Annotated in this window: 17 protein-coding genes; 15 read left to right on the plus strand and 2 right to left on the minus strand. The window is 70.1% G+C overall.

The window, feature by feature from the left end:
- The first annotated feature begins 28 nt into the window (after positions 1-28).
- The 9 genes from ftsW (at position 29) to ACWD26_RS04005 (ending at position 8,635) form a co-directional block, all read left to right on the plus strand.
- Complete coding sequence (gene ftsW / locus ACWD26_RS03965; protein WP_451265921.1) at positions 29-1,378, plus strand: putative lipid II flippase FtsW; 1,350 nt, start codon at positions 29-31, stop codon at positions 1,376-1,378.
- A 6-nt stretch (positions 1,379-1,384) separates the two neighbouring features.
- Positions 1,385-2,473: an undecaprenyldiphospho-muramoylpentapeptide beta-N-acetylglucosaminyltransferase gene (murG, locus tag ACWD26_RS03970; protein WP_451265923.1), complete on the plus strand. Its 1,089-nt coding sequence runs from the start codon at positions 1,385-1,387 to the stop codon at positions 2,471-2,473.
- A 36-nt stretch (positions 2,474-2,509) separates the two neighbouring features.
- A complete protein-coding gene (locus tag ACWD26_RS03975; RefSeq protein WP_451265925.1) occupies positions 2,510-3,307 on the plus strand; it encodes a cell division protein FtsQ/DivIB in 798 nt (265 codons plus the stop codon).
- A gap of 279 nt (positions 3,308-3,586) precedes the next feature.
- The gene (gene ftsZ / locus ACWD26_RS03980) at positions 3,587-4,777 is read left to right on the plus strand and encodes a cell division protein FtsZ (protein WP_451265927.1); all 1,191 of its coding nucleotides are present in this window, start codon (positions 3,587-3,589) and stop codon (positions 4,775-4,777) included.
- Entirely contained in the window at positions 4,774-5,502 is a 729-nt protein-coding gene (pgeF, locus tag ACWD26_RS03985) for a peptidoglycan editing factor PgeF (protein ID WP_451265929.1), read from the plus strand. Before ftsZ ends, pgeF begins: the two co-directional genes overlap by 4 nt.
- A 5-nt stretch (positions 5,503-5,507) precedes the next feature.
- On the plus strand, positions 5,508-6,227 hold the full coding sequence (locus ACWD26_RS03990; RefSeq protein ID WP_451265931.1) for a YggS family pyridoxal phosphate-dependent enzyme: 720 nt from the start codon (positions 5,508-5,510) through the stop codon (positions 6,225-6,227).
- A 129-nt stretch (positions 6,228-6,356) separates the two neighbouring features.
- On the plus strand, positions 6,357-6,998 hold the full coding sequence (locus tag ACWD26_RS03995) for a cell division protein SepF (protein WP_451265933.1): 642 nt from the start codon (positions 6,357-6,359) through the stop codon (positions 6,996-6,998).
- A 49-nt stretch (positions 6,999-7,047) separates the two neighbouring features.
- Positions 7,048-7,338: a YggT family protein gene (locus tag ACWD26_RS04000; RefSeq protein ID WP_451265935.1), complete on the plus strand. Its 291-nt coding sequence runs from the start codon at positions 7,048-7,050 to the stop codon at positions 7,336-7,338.
- Positions 7,339-7,390: 52 nt separating this feature from the next.
- Positions 7,391-8,635 carry a DivIVA domain-containing protein gene (locus ACWD26_RS04005; protein ID WP_451265937.1) on the plus strand — a complete coding sequence of 415 codons (1,245 nt, stop codon included), beginning with the start codon at positions 7,391-7,393 and terminating at the stop codon, positions 8,633-8,635.
- A gap of 475 nt (positions 8,636-9,110) precedes the next feature.
- Here ACWD26_RS04005 and ileS read toward each other — a convergent pair whose 3' ends face one another.
- Positions 9,111-12,254, minus strand: coding sequence for an isoleucine--tRNA ligase (gene ileS, locus ACWD26_RS04010; RefSeq protein WP_451265939.1), 3,144 nt, complete (start codon positions 12,252-12,254; stop codon positions 9,111-9,113).
- 637 nt (positions 12,255-12,891) lie between these two features.
- Between ileS and ACWD26_RS04015 the strand changes: the two genes are divergently transcribed.
- The 5 genes from ACWD26_RS04015 (at position 12,892) to ACWD26_RS04035 (ending at position 17,709) form a co-directional block, all read left to right on the plus strand.
- Positions 12,892-13,824 carry a TraR/DksA family transcriptional regulator gene (locus tag ACWD26_RS04015; protein WP_451265941.1) on the plus strand — a complete coding sequence of 311 codons (933 nt, stop codon included), beginning with the start codon at positions 12,892-12,894 and terminating at the stop codon, positions 13,822-13,824.
- Between the two features lie 81 nt (positions 13,825-13,905).
- On the plus strand, positions 13,906-14,511 hold the full coding sequence (gene lspA / locus ACWD26_RS04020; RefSeq protein ID WP_451265943.1) for a signal peptidase II: 606 nt from the start codon (positions 13,906-13,908) through the stop codon (positions 14,509-14,511).
- A gap of 100 nt (positions 14,512-14,611) precedes the next feature.
- Positions 14,612-15,556: an RluA family pseudouridine synthase gene (locus tag ACWD26_RS04025; protein ID WP_451265945.1), complete on the plus strand. Its 945-nt coding sequence runs from the start codon at positions 14,612-14,614 to the stop codon at positions 15,554-15,556.
- Complete coding sequence (locus ACWD26_RS04030) at positions 15,553-16,029, plus strand: GNAT family N-acetyltransferase (RefSeq protein WP_451265946.1); 477 nt, start codon at positions 15,553-15,555, stop codon at positions 16,027-16,029. Before ACWD26_RS04025 ends, ACWD26_RS04030 begins: the two co-directional genes overlap by 4 nt.
- A 93-nt stretch (positions 16,030-16,122) precedes the next feature.
- Positions 16,123-17,709 carry a Na+/H+ antiporter gene (locus ACWD26_RS04035; RefSeq protein ID WP_451265948.1) on the plus strand — a complete coding sequence of 529 codons (1,587 nt, stop codon included), beginning with the start codon at positions 16,123-16,125 and terminating at the stop codon, positions 17,707-17,709.
- A gap of 626 nt (positions 17,710-18,335) precedes the next feature.
- Here the strand turns inward: ACWD26_RS04035 and ACWD26_RS04040 are convergent.
- Positions 18,336-19,460: a mechanosensitive ion channel family protein gene (locus ACWD26_RS04040; protein ID WP_451265950.1), complete on the minus strand. Its 1,125-nt coding sequence runs from the start codon at positions 19,458-19,460 to the stop codon at positions 18,336-18,338.
- A 38-nt stretch (positions 19,461-19,498) separates the two neighbouring features.
- Here ACWD26_RS04040 and ACWD26_RS04045 point away from each other — a divergent pair, with 38 nt between their 5' ends.
- Complete coding sequence (locus tag ACWD26_RS04045; RefSeq protein WP_451265951.1) at positions 19,499-20,137, plus strand: dienelactone hydrolase family protein; 639 nt, start codon at positions 19,499-19,501, stop codon at positions 20,135-20,137.
- The last annotated feature ends 28 nt before the right edge of the window (positions 20,138-20,165 follow it).

Here is a 20,165-nt window from a genome sequence, read left to right on the forward strand (position 1 = left end):
TCGGTGCACAGCGGGGAAGGCGCCCTCGATGCCCAGTAGCCGTACCGGGCGCCCTCCCGTCCAGCGCCTCACCCGGCGGCCGCCCGTCCCCCGGCCGCCGCGCGAGAACCCCGTCCGGCGGTTCCACACCCGGGCCCGCAAGGCCTGGGACCGGCCGCTGACCGCCTACTACCTGATCCTCGGCGGCAGTCTGCTGATCACCGTGCTGGGGCTGGTGATGGTCTACTCGGCCTCGCAGATCACCGCCCTGCAGAAGTCGCTGCCCGGGACCTTCTTCTTCCGCAAGCAGTTCCTCGCGGCCGCGATCGGCACCGTGCTGCTGCTCCTGGCCTCGCGGATGCCGGTCAAGCTGCACCGGGCGCTGGCGTACCCGATCCTGGCCGGCTGTGTGTTCCTGATGGCCCTGGTGCAGGTGCCGGGGATAGGGCAGTCGATCAACGGCAACCAGAACTGGATCGCCGTCGGCGGCTCGTTCCAGATCCAGCCCAGCGAGTTCGGCAAGCTGGCGCTCGTGCTGTGGGGCGCGGACCTGCTGGCCCGCAAGGAGGACAAACGGCTCCTCACGCAGTGGAAGCACATGCTGGTGCCGCTCGTTCCGGTGGCGTTCATGCTCCTCGGGCTGATCATGCTCGGCGGCGACATGGGCACCGCGATCATTCTCACGGCGATCCTCTTCGGGCTGCTGTGGCTGGCAGGCGCCCCGACGCGGCTCTTCGCGGGCGTGCTGTCCGTCGCCGGACTCCTCGGGTTCGTCCTGATCACGACCAGCGAGAACCGTATGGCCCGCCTGGCCTGCATCGGAGCCACCGAACCCCGGACGGACGGCGCCGACTGCTGGCAGGCCGTGCACGGCATCTACGCCCTCGCCTCGGGCGGAATCTTCGGCTCCGGGCTCGGTGCCAGTGTGGAAAAATGGGGCCAACTCCCGGAAGCGCACACCGACTTCATCTTCGCCGTCACCGGTGAGGAACTGGGCCTCGCGGGGACGCTGTCGGTGCTCGCCCTCTTCGCGGCTCTAGGCTATGCGGGTATCCGCGTGGCCGGACGCACGGAGGACCCCTTCGTCAGGTATGCCGCGGGAGGCGTGACCACCTGGATCACCGCGCAGGCGGTGATCAACATCGGTGCGGTGCTCGGTCTGCTGCCGATCGCCGGAGTCCCGCTCCCGCTGTTCTCCTACGGAGGTTCCGCCCTGCTGCCGACCATGTTCGCCATCGGGTTGCTGATCGCGTTCGCGCGCGACGAGCCCGCTGCGCGGGCGGCGCTTGCGATGCGGCAACCTCGCTTTGGTAGAAAACGGGGCGGCGGCCCTTCGGGGCCCGGGAGATGGAACACGATGCGACGGCGTGTCTCGGCACGTTCGTCCGGAGAGCGGTGAATTTCGGTGCATGTCGTACTCGCCGGTGGCGGAACCGCCGGACACATCGAGCCCGCGCTCGCCCTCGCGGACGCCCTGCGCAGGCAGGACCCGACCGTGGGCATCACGGCCCTGGGCACCGAGCGCGGCCTGGAGACTCGCCTCGTCCCCGAGCGCGGCTACGATCTCGCGCTGATCCCCGCCGTGCCCCTGCCGCGCAAGCCCACCCCCGAGCTGATCACCGTGCCCGGCCGGCTGCGCGGCACGATCAAGGCGACCGAGCAGATCCTGGAGCGCACCAAGGCGGACGCCGTCGTCGGCTTCGGCGGCTACGTCGCCCTGCCCGGCTACCTCGCCGCCAAGCGCCTCGGCGTGCCGATCATCGTCCACGAGGCCAACGCCCGCCCCGGCCTCGCCAACAAGATCGGCTCCCGGTACGCCGCCCAGGTCGCCGTCTCCACCCCGGACAGCAAGCTCCGCGACGCCCGCTACATCGGCATCCCGCTGCGCCGCGCCATCGCCACCCTCGACCGCGCCGCCGCGCGCCCCGAGGCCCGCGCGCTGTTCGGCCTCGACCCCAACCTGCCGACGCTGCTGGTCTCCGGCGGCTCGCAGGGCGCCCGCCGCCTCAACGAGGTCGTCCAGCAGGTCGCCCCCTACCTCCAGCAGGCCGGGATCCAGATCCTGCACGCGGTCGGCCCGAAGAACGAACTGCCGCAGGTGCACCAGATGCCGGGGATGCCTCCGTACATCCCGGTACCGTACGTGGACCGGATGGACCTCGCGTACGCTGCGGCCGACATGATGCTCTGCCGCGCGGGCGCGATGACCGTCGCCGAACTCTCCGCCGTCGGGCTCCCCGCCGCCTACGTCCCGCTGCCCATCGGCAACGGCGAACAGCGGCTGAACGCCCAGCCGGTGGTCAAGGCCGGCGGCGGACTGCTGGTCGACGACGCGGAACTGACTCCCCAGTGGGTCCAGCAGAACGTCCTGCCCGTGCTCGCCGACCCGCACCGGCTGTACGAGATGTCCCGCGCCGCCAGCGAGTTCGGCCGCCGGGACGCCGACGACCTGCTCGTCGGGATGGTGTACGAGGCGATCGCGTCGCGCCGGTAGGCAGGGCCGGAAGGCGCTAACGGGAGGCAGGGGAGCGTGGCCGGAGCGACCACCGCCGAGCGCGGTGCGGACGAGGAACTGGACTCCGGCCCGCCGCCGCGGCGGCGGCTCCCCGGCCCCCGGGCGCTGATCGTCGCCGCCGTCGTCCTGGTGCTGATCGGCGGCGCCTCGATCTGGGTCCTCTACGGCTCTTCCTGGCTGCGGGCCGAGCGGGTGCCCGTGTCGGGCACTCTGGTGCTGACCGAGGCCCAGGTGCGCGAGGCGGCCGAAGTGCCACTCGGCGACCCGCTCATTTCCATCGACACCGAGGCGATGGAATCGAGATTGCTCCGGAAATTGCCCCGAATCGACTCGGTTGAGGTCATCCGTTCCTGGCCTCATGAAATCGGGCTGAAAGTGAGCGAACGTACTCCGGTTCTGATTGTCGAAGCAGCCGGAAATTCGGGCAAGTACGTCGAAGTGGACGCGAAAGGTGTGCGTTTTGCCACGGTTTCGCGGGCCCCGAAGGGCGTTCCCGTACTGCGATTGACGCTGCCCCGCTCCGGTTCGTCCGCCGCCAGTCTGCGGCGATTCGGCGAGGACCGGCTCGTACGGGAGGCCGTGCGGGTCGCCGGTGCCATTCCGGCCGCGATCGCGCGCGACACCCTGGTCGTCAAGGTCCGCTCCTACGACTCCATCTCGCTGGAGCTGAGCAGAGCCCGTACGGTCGCGTGGGGGAGTGCGGAGAAGGGGCGCGCGAAGGGCCGTGCGCTCACTGCCCTGATGAAAGCCGCCCCGGACGCGGGGCGCTTCGACGTGAGCGTGCCCACCGCGCCTGCGTCATCAGGGAGTTGACGCACATCCGCGCAGGCCAGCACCCTGGTTGGGCACCGCTACGGCTGATCACATAGGGTGAAAAGAAAAACGGGAGGTTCGGCGTGTTCGTTGAACGTGCGCCACTTGTCGACTTAGTGTCCTGTTCGGAAGAGTCCAAGGAACAGTCACACTGGTAACCCTAAACTTCAGCGTTAGGGTTCGGGTCGGCGTTCGGACCGTCCCACTTCGGCATCAGTCGTCGGATCGCGGGTCCCTCGCGAGGCGGCGACACGTAACTCGAGGCGAGAGGCCTTCGACGTGGCAGCACCGCAGAACTACCTCGCAGTCATCAAAGTCATCGGTGTCGGCGGCGGTGGTGTCAATGCCATCAACCGGATGATCGAGGTCGGTCTCAAGGGCGTCGAGTTCATCGCCATCAACACCGACGCGCAAGCTCTGTTGATGAGCGACGCCGACGTCAAGCTCGACGTCGGCCGCGAACTCACCCGCGGACTCGGCGCCGGCGCCAATCCGGCCGTCGGCCGCAAGGCCGCCGAGGACCACCGCGAGGAGATCGAGGAGGTCCTCAAGGGGGCCGACATGGTCTTCGTGACGGCCGGCGAGGGCGGCGGCACCGGCACCGGCGGCGCGCCCGTCGTGGCCAACATCGCCCGCTCGCTGGGCGCACTCACCATCGGCGTGGTCACCCGCCCCTTCACCTTCGAGGGCCGCCGCCGCGCCAACCAGGCCGAGGACGGCATCGCCGAGCTCCGCGAAGAGGTCGACACCCTCATCGTCATCCCGAACGACCGGCTGTTGTCCATCTCGGACCGCCAGGTCTCCGTCCTGGACGCGTTCAAGTCGGCCGACCAGGTCCTGCTCTCCGGTGTCCAGGGCATCACCGACCTCATCACCACCCCTGGGCTGATCAACCTCGACTTCGCCGACGTCAAGTCGGTCATGTCCGAGGCCGGTTCGGCACTCATGGGCATCGGCTCGGCCCGCGGCGACGACCGTGCGGTGGCCGCCGCCGAGATGGCGATCTCCTCGCCGCTGCTGGAGGCCTCCATCGACGGCGCCCGGGGTGTGCTGCTCTCCATCTCCGGTGGCTCCGACCTCGGTCTGTTCGAGATCAACGAGGCCGCCCAGCTGGTCAGCGAGGCCGCCCACCCCGAGGCCAACATCATCTTCGGCGCGGTCATCGACGACGCGCTCGGCGACGAGGTCCGGGTCACGGTGATCGCGGCCGGGTTCGACGGCGGTCAGCCCCCGGCCAAGCGGGACAACATCCTCGGCTCGGCCGCGGCCAAGCGCGAGGAGCCGGCGCCGGTACGGCCCGCCGAGACCCGTCCGTCCTTCGGTTCGCTCGGCAGCGTCAAGCCGAAGGAGGAGCCGGCGCCCGCCCCGGAGCCGGTGAACGACGTTCCGGTCGCCCCGCCCGTCCCGCCGTCCCGGTCCTACACGGACAGCGCGGCGGAGGAGCTGGACGTGCCGGACTTCCTCAAGTGATAAGAGAGCGCGAGAACGTGAGCGGCGCCCACTTCGCCTTCACCGACCGGTGGGGCGGGGTGAGCGCCGCTCCGTATGAGGAGCTCAATCTCGGCGGGGCGGTCGGGGACGACGCCGAAGCCGTGCTCACGAACCGGGAGCTGGCGGCCAAGTCGCTGGGCCTGGAGCCGGACCGGGTCGTCTGGATGAACCAGGTGCACGGCGCGGACGTGGCCGTGGTCGAGGGCCCGTGGGGCTCGGACGACATCCCGTCCGTCGACGCGCTCGTCACCACCCGGCGCGGTCTCGCGCTCGCCGTCCTCACCGCCGACTGTGTGCCTGTCCTGCTGACCGACCCCGTCGCCGGGGTCGCGGCCGCCGCCCACGCGGGCCGGCCCGGCATGGTCGCCGGGGTCGTCCCCGCCGCCGTACGGGCCATGACCGAACTCGGCGCCGACCCCGCCCGGATCGTCGCCCGCACCGGACCCACCGTCTGCGGCCGGTGTTACGAAGTGCCCGAAGCGATGCGCGCCGAAGTGGCCTCCGTCGAGCCGGCGGCGTACGCCGAGACCAGTTGGGGCACGCCCTCGGTGGATGTGTGCGCCGGAGTGCACGCACAGCTTGAGCGCCTCGGGGTGTACAACCGGGAGCAGTCGCCGGTGTGCACGCTGGAGTCGCTCGATCACTTCTCGTACCGCCGCGACCGCGCCACAGGGCGACTCGCGGGATATGTCTGGCTGGACTGATGGGCATGACGGACCGTAAGGCGCAACTCGCCGGAAACCTGGCGAAGGTGGAGGAGCGGATCGCGGCGGCCTGCGTGGCCGCGGGCCGCAAGCGGGACGAGGTGACCCTGATCGTGGTCACCAAGACCTACCCGGCGAGCGATGTGCGGATCCTGTCGGAACTCGGTGTGCGCCATGTCGCCGAGAACAAGGACCAGGACGCGGCGCCGAAGGCGACCGAATGCTCGGATCTGCCCCTTGTGTGGCACTTCGTGGGGCAACTGCAGACCAACAAAGTCCGTTCCGTGGTGCGTTACGCGGATGTCGTGCAGTCCGTCGATCGTTCCAGGCTTGTCACGACTCTCTCGAAAGAGGCCGTTCGGGCCGGGCGTGAGGTGGGATGTCTCATCCAGGTCGCGCTCGACGCCGACGAGAGCGGCCGGGGAGAGCGAGGAGGTGTCGGGCCGGACGGAATCGAAGAGTTGGCCGACCTCCTGGCGGGGGCGCCGGGGCTGCGGGTCGATGGTCTGATGACCGTCGCGCCGCTCACCGGGGAGTACGCAGGACGCCAACGGGCCGCCTTCGAGCGGTTGATGGATTTGTCGACCTACCTGCGCCGAGCCCATCCGGCTGCGAACATGGTCTCCGCAGGAATGAGTGCGGACCTCGAGGAGGCCGTGGCGGCCGGAGCGACACATGTGCGCGTCGGCACTGCGGTACTCGGAGTCCGTCCCAGGCTCGGGTAACGTCGCCAAGAAGTCGGACCACAGCAGAAAATATGGTCATTCCGTCGAAGGGCGGGCGCAACGACCTCGTGGATCGCGGGCACTTGGGAAGTCGTCAGTCGATCCACCACAGAGCGGAGGACTCAGAGCATGGCCGGCGCGATGCGCAAGATGGCGGTCTACCTCGGCCTCGTGGAGGACGATGGGTACGACGGCAGGGGATTCGACCCCGATGACGACTTCGAGCCCGAGCTCGACCCCGAGCCCGAGCGGGACCACCGGCGCCACGAGCCGGTACATCAGGCGCACCAGCCACATCAGTCCCAAAGGGACGAATCGGTACGAGTGGTGCAGGCGCCGGTACAGCGCGAGCCGGTGGCGCACGCCACATCGCTCCCCGCGGAATCGGTGCGACCCGCCCGGATCGCACCCGTGGCGTCCATCACACAAGAACGTTCGAGTCTGGAGAAGAACGCACCGGTGATCATGCCCAAGGTCGTGTCCGAGCGAGAGCCTTACCGGATCACCACGTTGCACCCGCGGACCTACAACGAGGCCCGTACCATCGGGGAACACTTCCGTGAGGGCACCCCGGTGATCATGAATCTGACTGAGATGGATGACACAGACGCGAAGCGACTTGTCGACTTTGCGGCCGGTTTGGTGTTTGGTCTTCACGGCAGCATCGAGCGGGTGACGCAGAAGGTGTTCCTGTTGTCGCCTGCTAACGTCGATGTCACGGCGGAGGACAAGGCCCGCATCGCAGAGGGCGGGTTCTTCAACCAGAGCTGAGACGCACCACCGGAAATCGCACGGAACAGGGGAGAGGGAAGCACCAGACATGAGCGTGGTTCTGCAAGTTCTCTACATCGCGCTGATGGTCTTCCTCATCGTGCTCATCTTCCGGTTGGTCATGGACTACGTCTTCCAGTTCGCCCGCTCGTGGCAACCCGGCAAGGCGATGGTGGTCGTTCTGGAGGCCACCTACACTGTCACCGATCCACCGTTGAAGCTTCTGCGGCGGTTCATCCCGCCGCTGCGTCTCGGGGGCGTGGCGCTCGACCTGTCCTTCTTCGTACTGATGATCATCGTCTACATCCTGATCTACATCGTGGGCGGACTCGCGACGTGATGGTGGACGAACCGGTCTTGCCGACTGCCGATGACTACGTTGAGGTGAAGAGATGCCGTTGACCCCCGAGGACGTGCGGAACAAGCAGTTCACGACCGTCCGCCTCCGAGAAGGCTATGACGAGGACGAGGTCGATGCCTTCCTCGACGAGGTCGAAGCCGAACTGACGCGCCTGCTCCGCGAGAACGAGGACCTCCGCGCCAAACTGGCCGCGGCCACGCGGGCCGCTGCTCAGAACCAGCAGAACATGCGCAAGCCTCCGGAGCCTCAGGACCAGCAGCAGGGCGGCATGCAGCAAGGCGGCATGCAGCAGGGTGGCATGCAGCAACAGGGCGGTATGCAGCAGCAGGGTATGCGCGGTCCCGGTGGACCCGTACCCGCTGGGATATCGGGCCCGCCGCAGCAGATGGGGGGCCCCATGGGTGGCCCGCCCCAGCTGCCGAGCGGTGCTCCGCAGCTGCCCGCCGGCCCCGGTGGCCAGGGTGGGCAGCAGGGTCCCGGCCCGATGGGTCAGGGACCGATGGGCCAGGGCCCGATGGGTCAGGGCCAGATGCAGCCGCAGATGGGCCAGGGCCCGATGGGCCAGGGCCCCATGGGCGGCCAGCCTCCCATGCAGCAGCAGATGGGTGGCCCGATGGGCGGCCCCATGGGTGGTCCGATGGGCGGCCCCGGTCAGGGCCCCGGCGGCGACAGCGCCGCGCGGGTGCTCTCGCTGGCCCAGCAGACCGCCGACCAGGCGATCGCCGAGGCCCGTTCCGAGGCCAACAAGATCGTCGGCGAGGCCCGTAGCCGCGCCGAGGGTCTGGAGCGGGACGCCCGTGCCAAGGCCGACGCGCTGGAGCGGGACGCGCAGGAGAAGCACCGCGTCGCGATGGGCTCCCTGGAGTCCGCCCGCGCCACGCTGGAGCGCAAGGTCGAGGACCTGCGTGGCTTCGAGCGCGAGTACCGCACGCGTCTGAAGTCCTACCTGGAGTCGCAGCTGCGTCAGCTGGAGACCCAGGCGGACGACTCGCTGGCCCCGCCGCGCACTCCGGCGACCGCGTCGCTGCCGCCGTCCCCGGCGCCCTCCATGGCTCCGGCCGGCGCGAGCGCCCCGTCGTACGGCGGCAACCAGGGCGGTATGGGTGGAGGCATGGGTGGCGCCCCCGCGCCGGCCGCGCCCTCCTACGGCGGTCAGCAGCAGATGTCGCCGGCCATGACCCAGCCGATGGCTCCGGTCCGTCCGCAGGGTCCCTCTCCGATGGGGCAGGCTCCCTCGCCGATGCGTGGGTTCCTCATCGACGAGGACGACAACTGACGACTACTGGTACGCCGTAGGCGTCGGCAGCGTTCAGGGCGGGGCCCCGGATTTTTCATCCGGGGCCCCGCCCTTTCGCTGTGTGCGGTCGGTTGCGGGCTGGGGTTCTGGGGTGGTTGTTCGGGGGTGGGTGCGGGTGTGCGGCGTACGCAACGCCGAAGGCCCGGGGCGCCGGATTTCTTGACGGCGCCCCGGGCCTTCGGCGGGTGCACGGTGGCTGGGAGCGGGCGGGGTGGGCTGCGCAACTCAGCGCTACCGAGGTGCCGCTGCGCCCACCCGTGCCGCCCCAGCGGCACGATTGCCCGCAGTTAGGGACAGCGAAGACAGCTAGGACAGCCAGGGAGCGGCCAGGGAGGTGGGGCCGCTGAGCCCGCGCCCCTTCAAGGGGCGCGGGGACTGTGCGATCAGCCACATCTCGGCCGCGGTGCGAGGACGGCCTTGCCGGGCAGGGCGTGGCTTGGCCCGGCGCGGGACGTTACGCCTTGCGGAGGCGGAACGTCAGCGTCAGGGCCTCGTCCGTGAACGGGCTGCCGTACGTCTCGTCGACCTCGCCGGAGGCGAAGTCCGTCGCGAGGACCTCGTCCCCGATCAACTCCGAGTGCTCGGTCAGGGCCGCGGTCACCGCCGGGTCCGTTGCCGTCCAGCGGAGCGCGATCCGGTCGGCGACATCCAGGCCGCTGTTCTTGCGGGCCTCCTGGATCAGGCGGATCGCGTCGCGGGCGAGGCCCGCCCGGCGGAGTTCCTCCGTGATCTCCAGGTCCAGGGCGACCGTGGCACCGGAGTCGGAGGCCACCGACCAGCCCTCGCGCGGGGTCTCCGTGATGATGACCTCGTCGGGGGCGAGGGTGATGGTCTCGCCGTCGACCTCGACCGAGGCCGTGCCCGCGCGGAGGGCGAGGGACAGGGCGGCCGCGTCGGCGCCCGCCACGGCCTTGGCCACGTCCTGGACGCGCTTGCCGAACCGCTTGCCCAGGGCGCGGAAGTTGGCCTTGGCGGTGGTGTCCACCAGGGAACCGCCGACCTCGCTCAGCGACGCCAGCGAGCTGACGTTCAGCTCTTCCGTGATCTGGGTGTGCAGCTCGGGGTCCAGGGCGTCGAAGCCGCTCGCCGCCACCAGGGCACGCGACAGGGGCTGACGGGTCTTGACGCCCGACTCCGCGCGCGTGGCGCGGCCCAGCTCCACGAGACGGCGTACGAGCACCATCTGCTTCGACAGCTCCGGGTCGATGGCGGTCAGGTCCGCCTCCGGCCACGAGGCCAGGTGCACGGACTCCGGCGCGCCCGGGGACACCGGCACGATCAGGTCCTGCCAGACCCGCTCGGTGATGAACGGGGTCAGGGGGGCCATCAGCTTGGTGACCGTCTCGACGACCTCGTGCAGGGTGCGCAGCGCGGCCTTGTCGCCCTGCCAGAAGCGGCGGCGCGACCGGCGGACGTACCAGTTGGACAGGTCGTCGACGAACGCCGAGAGGAGCTTGCCGGCGCGCTGGGTGTCGTACGCCTCCAGGGACTGGGTCACCTGGTCGGTGAGGGCGTGGAGTTCGGACAGCAGCCAGCGGTCCAGGACCGGGCGGTCGGCCGGGGCCGGGTCCGCCGCGCTGGGCGCCCAGTTCGACGTACGGGCGTACAGGGCCTGGAAGGCGACCGTGTTCCAGTAGGTGAGGAGGGTCTTGCGGACGACCTCCTGGATCGTGCCGTGGCCGACGCGGCGTGCCGCCCAGGGGGAGCCGCCGGCCGCCATGAACCAGCGGACGGCGTCGGCGCCGTGCTGGTCCATGAGCGGGATCGGCTGCAGGATGTTGCCGAGGTGCTTGGACATCTTGCGGCCGTCCTCGGCGAGGATGTGGCCGAGGCAGACGACGTTCTCGTAACTGGACTTGTCGAAGACCAGGGTGCCGACCGCCATCAGCGTGTAGAACCAGCCGCGGGTCTGGTCGATGGCCTCGCTGATGAACTGGGCCGGGTAGCGGGACTCGAAGAGTTCCTTGTTCTTGTACGGGTAGCCCCACTGCGCGAACGGCATCGAGCCCGAGTCGTACCAGGCGTCGATGACCTCCGGGACGCGCGTGGCGGTGCTGCCGCAGCCGTCCTGGGGGCAGGGGAAGGTGACCGCGTCGATGAACGGGCGGTGCGGGTCCAGCTCCGACTGGTCGGTGCCGGAGAGCTGGGTCAGCTCCGTGCGGGAGCCGACGCAGGTGAGGTGGTTCTCCTCGCAGCGCCAGATCGGCAGCGGGGTGCCCCAGTAGCGGCTGCGGGAGAGCGCCCAGTCGATGTTGTTGTTCAGCCAGTCGCCGAAGCGGCCGTGCTTGACCGAGTCCGGGAACCAGTTCGTCTTCTCGTTCTCCTGGAGGAGACGGTCCTTGACGGCGGTGGTGCGGATGTACCAGGACGGCTGCGCGTAGTAGAGGAGCGCGGTGTGGCAGCGCCAGCAGTGGGGATAGCTGTGCTCGTACGGGATGTGCTTGAAGAGCAGGCCGCGCTGCTGGAGGTCCTCGGTGAGCTTTTCGTCCGCCTTCTTGAAGAAGACGCCGCCTACGAGGGGGACGTCCTCCTCGAAGGTGCCGTCGGGGCGGACGGGGTTCACCACGGGCAGGCCGTACGAGCGGCAGACCTTGAGGTCGTCCTCACCGAAGGCGGGGGACTGGTGGACCAGACCCGTACCGTCCTCGGTCGTCACGTATTCGGCGTTCACCACGAAATGGGCGGGCTCGGGGAACTCCACGAGCTCGAACGGACGTTGATAGGCCCAGCGCTCCATTTCGGCGCCGGTGAAGGTCTGGCCGGTGGTCTCCCAGCCCTCGCCGAGCGCCTTGGCGACGAGCGGCTCGGCGACGACGAGCTTCTCCTCGCCGTCCGTGGCGACCACGTAGGTGACCTCGGGGTGGGCGGCGACCGCGGTGTTGGACACCAGCGTCCAGGGCGTGGTCGTCCACACCAGGAGCGCGGCCTCACCGGCGAGCGGACCGGAGGTGAGCGGGAAACGGACGAACACCGAGGGGTCGACGACCGTCTCGTAGCCCTGCGCCAGCTCGTGGTCCGACAGGCCGGTGCCGCAGCGGGGGCACCAGGGGGCGACGCGGTGGTCCTGGACCAGCAGGCCCTTGTCGAAGATCTCCTTGAGCGACCACCAGACCGATTCGATGTACTCGGGGTCCATCGTGCGGTAGGGGTCGTTCAGGTCGGTCCAGTAACCCATGCGGGTCGTGAGCTCTTCGAAGGCGTCGGTGTGCCGGGTCACGGACTCGCGGCACTTGGCGTTGAACTCGGCGATGCCGTACGCCTCGATGTCCTTCTTGCCGTTGAAACCGAGCTCCTTCTCGACCGCCAGCTCCACGGGGAGGCCGTGGCAGTCCCAGCCGGCCTTGCGGGCCACGTGGTAGCCGCGCATCGTGCGGAAGCGGGGGAAGACGTCCTTGAAGACGCGCGCCTCGATGTGGTGGGCGCCCGGCATGCCGTTGGCGGTGGGCGGGCCCTCGTAGAACACCCACTCGGGGCGGCCCTCGGACTGCTCCAGGCTCTTGGCGAAGATCTTCTGCTCGCGCCAGAAGTCGAGCACCGCGTGCTCGAGCGCGGGCAGATCGACCTGGGCGGGCACCTGGCGGTACGTCGGCTCTGTCATGAGCGGGCTTCCTCCAACGGACTTGCTGCCTTCCGTCGGAGGGACGAGAGCTTCGATCCTTCGTACGCCGTGTGCGGCGCGCTCCCGCGGTACCACCCTCCTTGGCCCACCTGTGCGCCGTACGCGCCGGTGAGCCCCCTCATTGAGGTCGCGAAACCGGGTCTACTCGCCATGTCGCACGGACTGCGGCTTTCTTCCGGCGGCTCCGGGGTGATCTTCACATCGCGCTCGCCCCCGGGCTTCCACCGTCCCCGGGTCGCTCTGGGCTGCGTACGACGCTACTCGTCCCCATCCACGCTTTTCGCTCCGCCCAGTGTACGGCGCCGCACGGACAGCGGCCGACCGGTTTTCCGGCGGTCGCGGAAGGGGTGCGCCGGGTCTTCGGCCGGGTTTGCCGGTCGGGGGCGCGGTGACCTGCGGGGTGACCCGAATGGAGCGGGTCGGGCGTCCGGATCCTGGGACGACCGGCACGGCGGAATACCCGGCGGGGAGCTGGGCACAACGCTTGCAGGCTCGCCGCGCGACGGTCGTGGGGCGGTGGAATGGGTGGTCTGCCCCGTTGCCGCGGGACTCAGGTCGATTTATCGTCCCAGCACGATTCGCGTGCAAGATCACAATATGTGAAGGGGCCGCGGCCATGGTGGCGAAGAAGACCGCCGTACAGCAGTCGGCGTCCGGCAGATCCACGGTGGCCTCCGGCGGCGGAGACGAGGGTGAGAAGGCCGCGGCGGTGAAGGCGGCGGGCAGGAAATCGGTCGCCGAGAAGGCGGTCACGAAGAAGGCGGCGACGAAGAAGACGGTCACGAAGAAGGCGGCGACGAAGAAGACGGTCACGAAGAAGGCGGTGGCCAAGAAGGCCGCGCGAGAGAACGCCTTGGGGCAGAAGAAGGCCGGTGCCGGGAGGAGCGGTGCCGTGCGGGGGAGCGGCGGCGGGAAGGGCGCTTCCGCGAAGGGCGCGGTCAAGAAGAGCGCCACGAAGAGCACCTCCGACAGCACCACGAGAAGCACCGCGAAGAGTACGTCTGTGAAGAAGAGCACGGTCAAGAAGGCGGGCGCGGCCCAGGCCGCCGAGACGACGGGAGCCACGACGGTGGTTGCGAAGAACACTCCTGGTACGGCTACGGCGGCGAAGAAGCCCACCGCCGTCCCCAAGGCACGGCCCGCCGCGGTGGAGCCCGGCGAGCTCGCGGTACGCCCCGGTGAGGACCCCTGGAGTCCGGAGGAGGTCGCCGAGGCCCGGACGGAGCTGCAGTCCGAGGCGATGCGGCTGCGGGCCGAGCTGGAGGCCTCCGAGCGGGCGCTCACGGGCCTGATGCGGGACTCCGGGGACGGCGCGGGCGACGACCAGGCCGACACCGGGGCGAAGAACATCACGCGTGAGCACGAGCTGTCGCTCGCGCACAACGCGCGCGAGATGCTCGACCAGACCGAGCGCGCCCTGGAGCGGCTCGCCTCCGGCACGTACGGGCTCTGCGAGAACTGTGGCAATCCGATCGGAAAGGCGCGGATGCAGGCCTTCCCCCGGGCCACGCTGTGCGTGGAGTGCAAGCAGAAGCAGGAACGCCGCTAGCGATCGACGCCTGAGCCCCTGGTCCGCGGAGGTCGTGTCGTACCTTTGTCCTCAGTCAGGAACCTAGGTTGAGGGACTCACGTGGCAGAGGCGGAGCGCATCATCGGTACGCCGGACATTCCAGACGCGGCGGGGGCCGACCCGGAGCAGTCCGACGGCGAGAACGGCGCCGCGGAGGCCGACGCGGCCGCGCGGCCGCGCGGCAAGCGCCGGATCGCCGTGCTGTTCGGGGTCGCCGCGCTGGCGTACGCGCTCGACCTGATCAGCAAGATGATCGTGGTGGCGAAGCTGGAGCACCACGAGCCGATCGAGATCATCGGGGACTGGCTGAAGTTCGAGGCGATCCGCAACGCGGGCGCTGCGTTCGGCTTCGGCGAGGCCTTCACGATCATCTTCACGATGATCGCGACGATCGTGATCGTCGTGATCGCCCGGCTCGCCCGCAAGCTCTACAGCCTGCCCTGGGCGATCGCGCTCGGCCTGCTGCTCGGCGGCGCGCTGGGCAACCTCACCGACCGGATCTTCCGGTCGCCGGGTGTCTTCGAGGGTGCGGTCGTCGACTTCATCGCGCCCAAGGGTTTCGCGGTGTTCAACCTCGCGGATTCGGCCATCGTGTGCGGCGGCATCCTGATCGTGCTGCTGTCGTTCCGGGGGCTCGACCCGGACGGGACCGTCCACAAGGACTGAGGCCGGCCGTGAGGGCCGGGGCTGTTGGCGGGGGCCGCGCAGATCGGAGTTATCCACAGGTGCGGTCGGGGGCCTCTCACCCGTCCGGCATACTCGACGGGTGAGCACGATTCCCGAGATCCGTACCCTGCCCGTGCCCGACGGCCTGGAGGGCGAGCGTGTCGACGCCGCCATCTCCCGCATGTTCGGCTTCTCCCGTACCAAGGCGGCCGAGCTCGCCGCCGCGGGGAAGGTCACGGTCGACGGGTCGGTGGTCGGCAAGTCGGAGCGGGTGCACGGCGGGGCCTGGCTGGAGGTGGAGATGCCGCAGGCGCCCGCGCCGGTGCGGGTCGTCGCCGAGCCGGTCGAGGGCATGGAGATCGTGCATGACGACGATGACGTGGTCGTGATCTGCAAGCCGGTCGGGGTGGCCGCGCACCCGAGCCCCGGCTGGTCCGGGCCGACCGTCATCGGCGGGCTCGCCGCCGCCGGGTACCGGATCTCGACGTCCGGCGCCGCCGAGCGGCAGGGCATCGTGCACCGGCTCGACGTGGGCACCTCCGGCCTGATGGTGGTCGCCAAGTCGGAGTACGCGTACACGTCCCTGAAGCGCCAGTTCAAGGAACGGACCGTCGACAAGCGGTACCACACGCTGGTCCAGGGGCACCCCGACCCGACGAGCGGCACCATCGACGCGCCCATCGGGCGGCACCCGAACCACGACTACAAGTGGGCGGTCATCGCCGAGGGCAAGCCGTCCGTCACGCACTACGACCTGGTCGAGGCGTTCCGCGCCGCCTCCCTGCTCGACATCAAGCTGGAGACCGGGCGCACCCACCAGATCCGCGTCCACATGTCCGCCCACCGGCACCCGTGCGTGGGCGACCTGACGTACGGCGCCGACCCGACGCTCGCCAAGCGGCTCGGTCTCACCCGCCAGTGGCTGCACGCCGTACGGCTCGGCTTCGAGCACCCCGGGGACGGGAGCTGGGTCGAGTTCGAGAGTGACTATCCGGCCGACCTGCAGAAGGCCCTGGACAAGGTCCGGGAGGAGACGTACGCGTGAGTGCGGAGCCGGTGTCCTACGTGGTGCGCGTCGCCGACGGTCCCGGCGATCGCGAGGCGTGCTTCGCGGTGCGCAAGGAGGTCTTCGTCGTCGAGCAGGGCGTGCCGGAGGACCTGGAGTACGACGCGTACGACGCCGGGGCCGTGCATGTCCTCGCCGTACGGGACGACGGGGTGCCGCTCGGGGCCGGGCGGTTGCTGTACGGGGAGGCCGCCGCCGGCAAGACCGGTGGTGCGGCTGGTGTGGGTTCGCTGGGGCGGCTGGCGGTCGTCCGGGAGGCTCGTGGGCTGGGGGTCGGGGTCGCGCTGGTGCGGGCCGTCGAGGAGGCGGCACGGGCGCGTGGGCTGACGGCGGTGGATCTGGGGGCGCAGACGCATGCGCTCGGCTTCTACGAGCGGTTGGGGTATGTGGCGTACGGGGCGGAGTTCCTGGACGCGGGGATACCTCATCGGGCGATGCGGCGGAGTCTGTAGGGGCGAGGGCGCGGGCGGAATGGGTGAGATGGGCGGGGCGGGGCAGGCGGGGGCTGTGGAGCTGAACGTCTAGATCTCGCCGGAGTGCTGCACGTGGATCAGTTGGCCCTCTTTTTCGTGTTGTTGCTCGGGGCCGTGATCAGTGTGCCCGTGGGGGAGCGGCTGAAGCTGCCGGCGCCGGTGCTGATGACGTTGCTGGGCATCGCGCTCGCCGTGCCGGGGTTCGTGCCCAACGTGGAGCTTCCGCCGGAGTTCATCCTGCCGCTGCTGCTGCCGCCCTTGCTGTACGCGGCGGTGCGACGGACCTCGTGGCGGCAGTTCGCGGCGAACCGGCGGCCGATCTTCCTGCTGGCCGTGGCGCTCGTGTTCGTGACCACCGCCGTGGTCGCCGCCGTGGCGAACGCGATCGTGCCCGGGCTCCCCATCGCGGCGGCCGTGGCGCTCGGCGCGCTCGTCGCGCCGCCCGACCCGGTGGCGGCGACGGCCGTGGCGGGACAGCTCGGGCTGCCGCGCCGACTGGTGTCGATCCTGGAGGGCGAGGGACTCTTCAACGACGTCACGGCCATCGTGCTCTACCACGTCGCCATCGCGGCCGCCGTCAGCGGATCCTTCTCCTGGCCCCGGGCCGCGCTCCAGCTCGTGCTGTCGGCGGTTGTCGCCGTCGCCGTGGGGCTCGGGCTCGGCTGGGCCGCCAACAAGCTGATGGACTTCCTCGAGGACGCCACGCTGCAGATCGGGCTGACCCTGCTCGTGCCGTACGCGTCGTACGTGATGGCCGAGGAACTGCACGGCTCCGGGGTGCTCGCGGTGCTCACGACCGCGATGTTCCTCGCGGAGTACGCGCTCGGGGCGGACGACGTCCTGACGCGGCTCGCCGGGCACACCGTCTGGGACGTCGTGGACACGCTGGTCACCGGCGTCGCCTTCGGGCTGGTCGGGCTGGAGCTGCACAACGCGATCCGGACGGCGTCCGGGCGGTGGGGCGAGATGCTCGGCTGGGCGGCGGCTGTCGTGGCCGTCGTCGTGCTCGTACGGCTGGTGTGGTTGCTGCCGGCGACGTGGCTGGCGCGGCGGTTGCACGCGAAGCGGGACTACGACGAGGAGATCCCGATGTCGTGGCGCGAGACCGTGGTGATGTGGTGGTCGGGGATGCGGGGGGTCGCGTCCGTGGCGTTGGCGCTGGCGATTCCGTTGGAGACGGACAGTGGGGCGCCGTTTCCCGACCGGGACGAGATCGTGTTCATCGCGTTCGGGGTGATCATGGCGACGCTCGTGCTGCAGGGGCTCACTCTGCCTTGGCTGGTGCGGCGGTTGGGGGTGCGGGCGGACGAAGGGGTCGAGAAGGAGTTCGAGAAGGCGTTGGCCGTGCGGGCGGCGAAGGCGGCGAAGCGACGGCTCAAGGAGATCGAGGAGGTGGAGGAGCTGCCGGAGGAGTTGTCCGAGCGGTTGTTGCGGCGGGCCTTCGAGATCGGGGTGCGGATCAGTCCGGAGGTGGGGGAGGAGGAACGGCGGGAGGGGCATGAGCAGCGGGTGCGGCGGCTGCGGAGGATGCGGCGGATCCAGGGGGAGATGCTGAGCGCGGCTCGGCATGAGGTGTTGGCCGCGCGGAGTGAGCCGGGGGCGGATCCTGAGGTGGTGGATCGGGTGCTGCGGCATCTGGATGTGCGCAGCCTTCGCTGACGCGGCGGGGGGTTGCTTGCCCACCCACGCGCCACCCGGCACTCCTTGGTGGAGGAGTGCGGGTTTCCCGTGGGGGTTGATCGCCGTTGGCGGCTGCGGCCGTGGGGTCGTTGGCCTGCGGCCTGCGGCCTGCGGCCTGCGGCCTGCGGCCTGCGGCCTGCGGCCTGCGGGCGAGGGTGTGGGCTGTGGGCTGGGGGAGGTTGTGGGCTCGGCGGTGACGCGGGTGTGCTCGCGTCCGCCACTGCGGCGGCTTGGGATCTGCATGGTGCAGGGCGACCAGTTGGCCGAGTGCTGTGACCGACGTGCCGTCCCAGCCGGTTCGGCGGCCGTACGGCGGGGCCGAGGCTGCGGGTGCTGGTGAGGGCTGGTGGGCGGGGGCGGTTTTGTTGGGGCGGTGGTGGCTGCGTCCCGGCCACGGTGCACTCGGACCCTCGGCCAGGGCCGCGGCCGTGGTCACGGTCCGCTCGGCCCATGGCGACAGCGGCGATCCACTTGCTCAATGGGGACGCAGGCCCCGACCCGACCCCGGCCCTGGTCTTGGCCCCTCGGTCGTTCCCGGTCGCGGCTCAAAGGCTCCCGTGTTCACCCCTGCGGGGCGGCGCCCGTGTGAAGGCGCCGCCCCGTGCTCAGCCCCGGTCCGTCGGCCTCGGGGGTTCGTGGACGCGGCCTCGGGTGATGCGGCGGGCGGCGCCGTCCATGTGGGCGTGGGGGTGGCTCGGGGGGAGGATCGCGTCGGCGGTGTTGACGCGGGGGAGGGCGTAGGGGTGGCTCTCGGTGAGCCAGTTGATGAGTTGTTCGCGGACGGTGACGCGGACGGTCCACAGGTCGTCCGGGTCCTTGGCGGTGACCAGGGCGCGGACCTCCATGGTGGACGGGGTCGAGTCGGTGACGGTCAGGTCGTAGTGGCGGCCGTCCCACGCGGGGCAGCCGCGCAGGATGTCGCGGAGCCGCTCGCGCATCTCGGGGAGCGGCGCGGCATGATCGACGTGGAGGAAGATCGTGCCGGTCATCTGGGCGCCGCCGCGGGACCAGTTCTCGAAGGGCTTCGAGGTGAAGTACGACACCGGCATCGTGATGCGGCGCTCGTCCCATGTGCGGACCGTCAGGAAGGTGAGGGTGATCTCGTCGACCGTGCCCCACTCGCCCTCCACCACGACCACGTCACCGAGGCGGACCATGTCGCCGAAGGCGATCTGCAGCCCGGCGAAGAGGTTGCTCAGCGTGGACTGGGCGGCGATACCGGCGACGATGCCCAGCAGTCCGGCCGAGGCCAGCAGTGAGGCGCCGGCCGCGCGCATCGCCGGGAAGGTCAGCAGCATCGAGGCCACGGCCACCACACCGACGATCGCCGAGACCACCCGCATGATCAGCGTCACCTGGGTCCGAACCCGGCGCACTCGGGCCGGATCGCGGTGGGCGCGGGCGTAACGGCTGTACGTCGTCTCCACTATCGCCGCCGCGATGCGGATCACCAGCCAGGCCGTCGCCCCGATCAGCACCAGCGTCAGGGTCCGGCCGATGGCGGTCCGGTACTGCTCCAGCATTTGCGCCTCGTCGTACGACGCTCTGAGGAAGGCAGCGCACAGGACCAGTTGGTAGGGGATGCGACCGCGGCGCAGCAGGCCCCACAGAGGTGTCTCGTGGTGCCGCTCGTCCGCCTTGCGCAGCAGCAGATCGGTCGTCCAGCCGATGAGCAGCGTGAGGACGACCGAGCCACCGATGACGATCAATGGGCGGAGTAGATTCTCCATGCCTTCGAACGTAACCGGCCGCACGGGGTGATGAACATGTGACTTCGGCCGCCCTCGGGGTATGGGCGCCGGGACTCGTTGTCACACCCGGCTGGCACGATGGCCTCATGAACATCGTGCTCTTCCACTCGTCCTACGGTCTGCGGCCCGCCGTGCGCCAGGCAGCGGACCGGCTGCGCGCCGCCGGACACGAGGTCCGGACCCCCGACCTCTTCGACGGGCGGACGTTCGACACGGTCGAGGAGGGCATGGCCTTCAACGAGGAGCTGGGAAGAGAGGAACTGCTCAAGCGGGCGGTGCTGGCCGCCGCTCCCTACTCCGAGCGAGGGCTCGTCTACGCCGGGTTCTCGCTCGGCGCCGCGACCGCGCAGACCCTCGCCCTGGGCGACAGGAACGCGCGCGGGCTGCTGCTCCTGCACGGCACGTCGGACATCGCCGCCACCGCCTCCGTGGACGATCTGCCCGTCCAGCTGCATGTCGCCGAGCCCGACCCCTTCGAGCCGGACGACTGGCTGAGCGCCTGGTACCTCCAGATGCGCAAGGCCGGCGCCGACGTCGAGGTCTACAGATACGCCGGCGCCGGGCACCTCTACACCGACCCCGAGCTGCCCGACTACGACGAGGAGGCAGCCGAGGCCACCTGGCGGGTGGCCCTCGGCTTCCTCGAAACCCTCTGAGACCCGTTCGGGGGCGTTCCGGGGCCGA

It is taken from the genome of Streptomyces sp. NPDC002787, assembly GCF_053592095.1.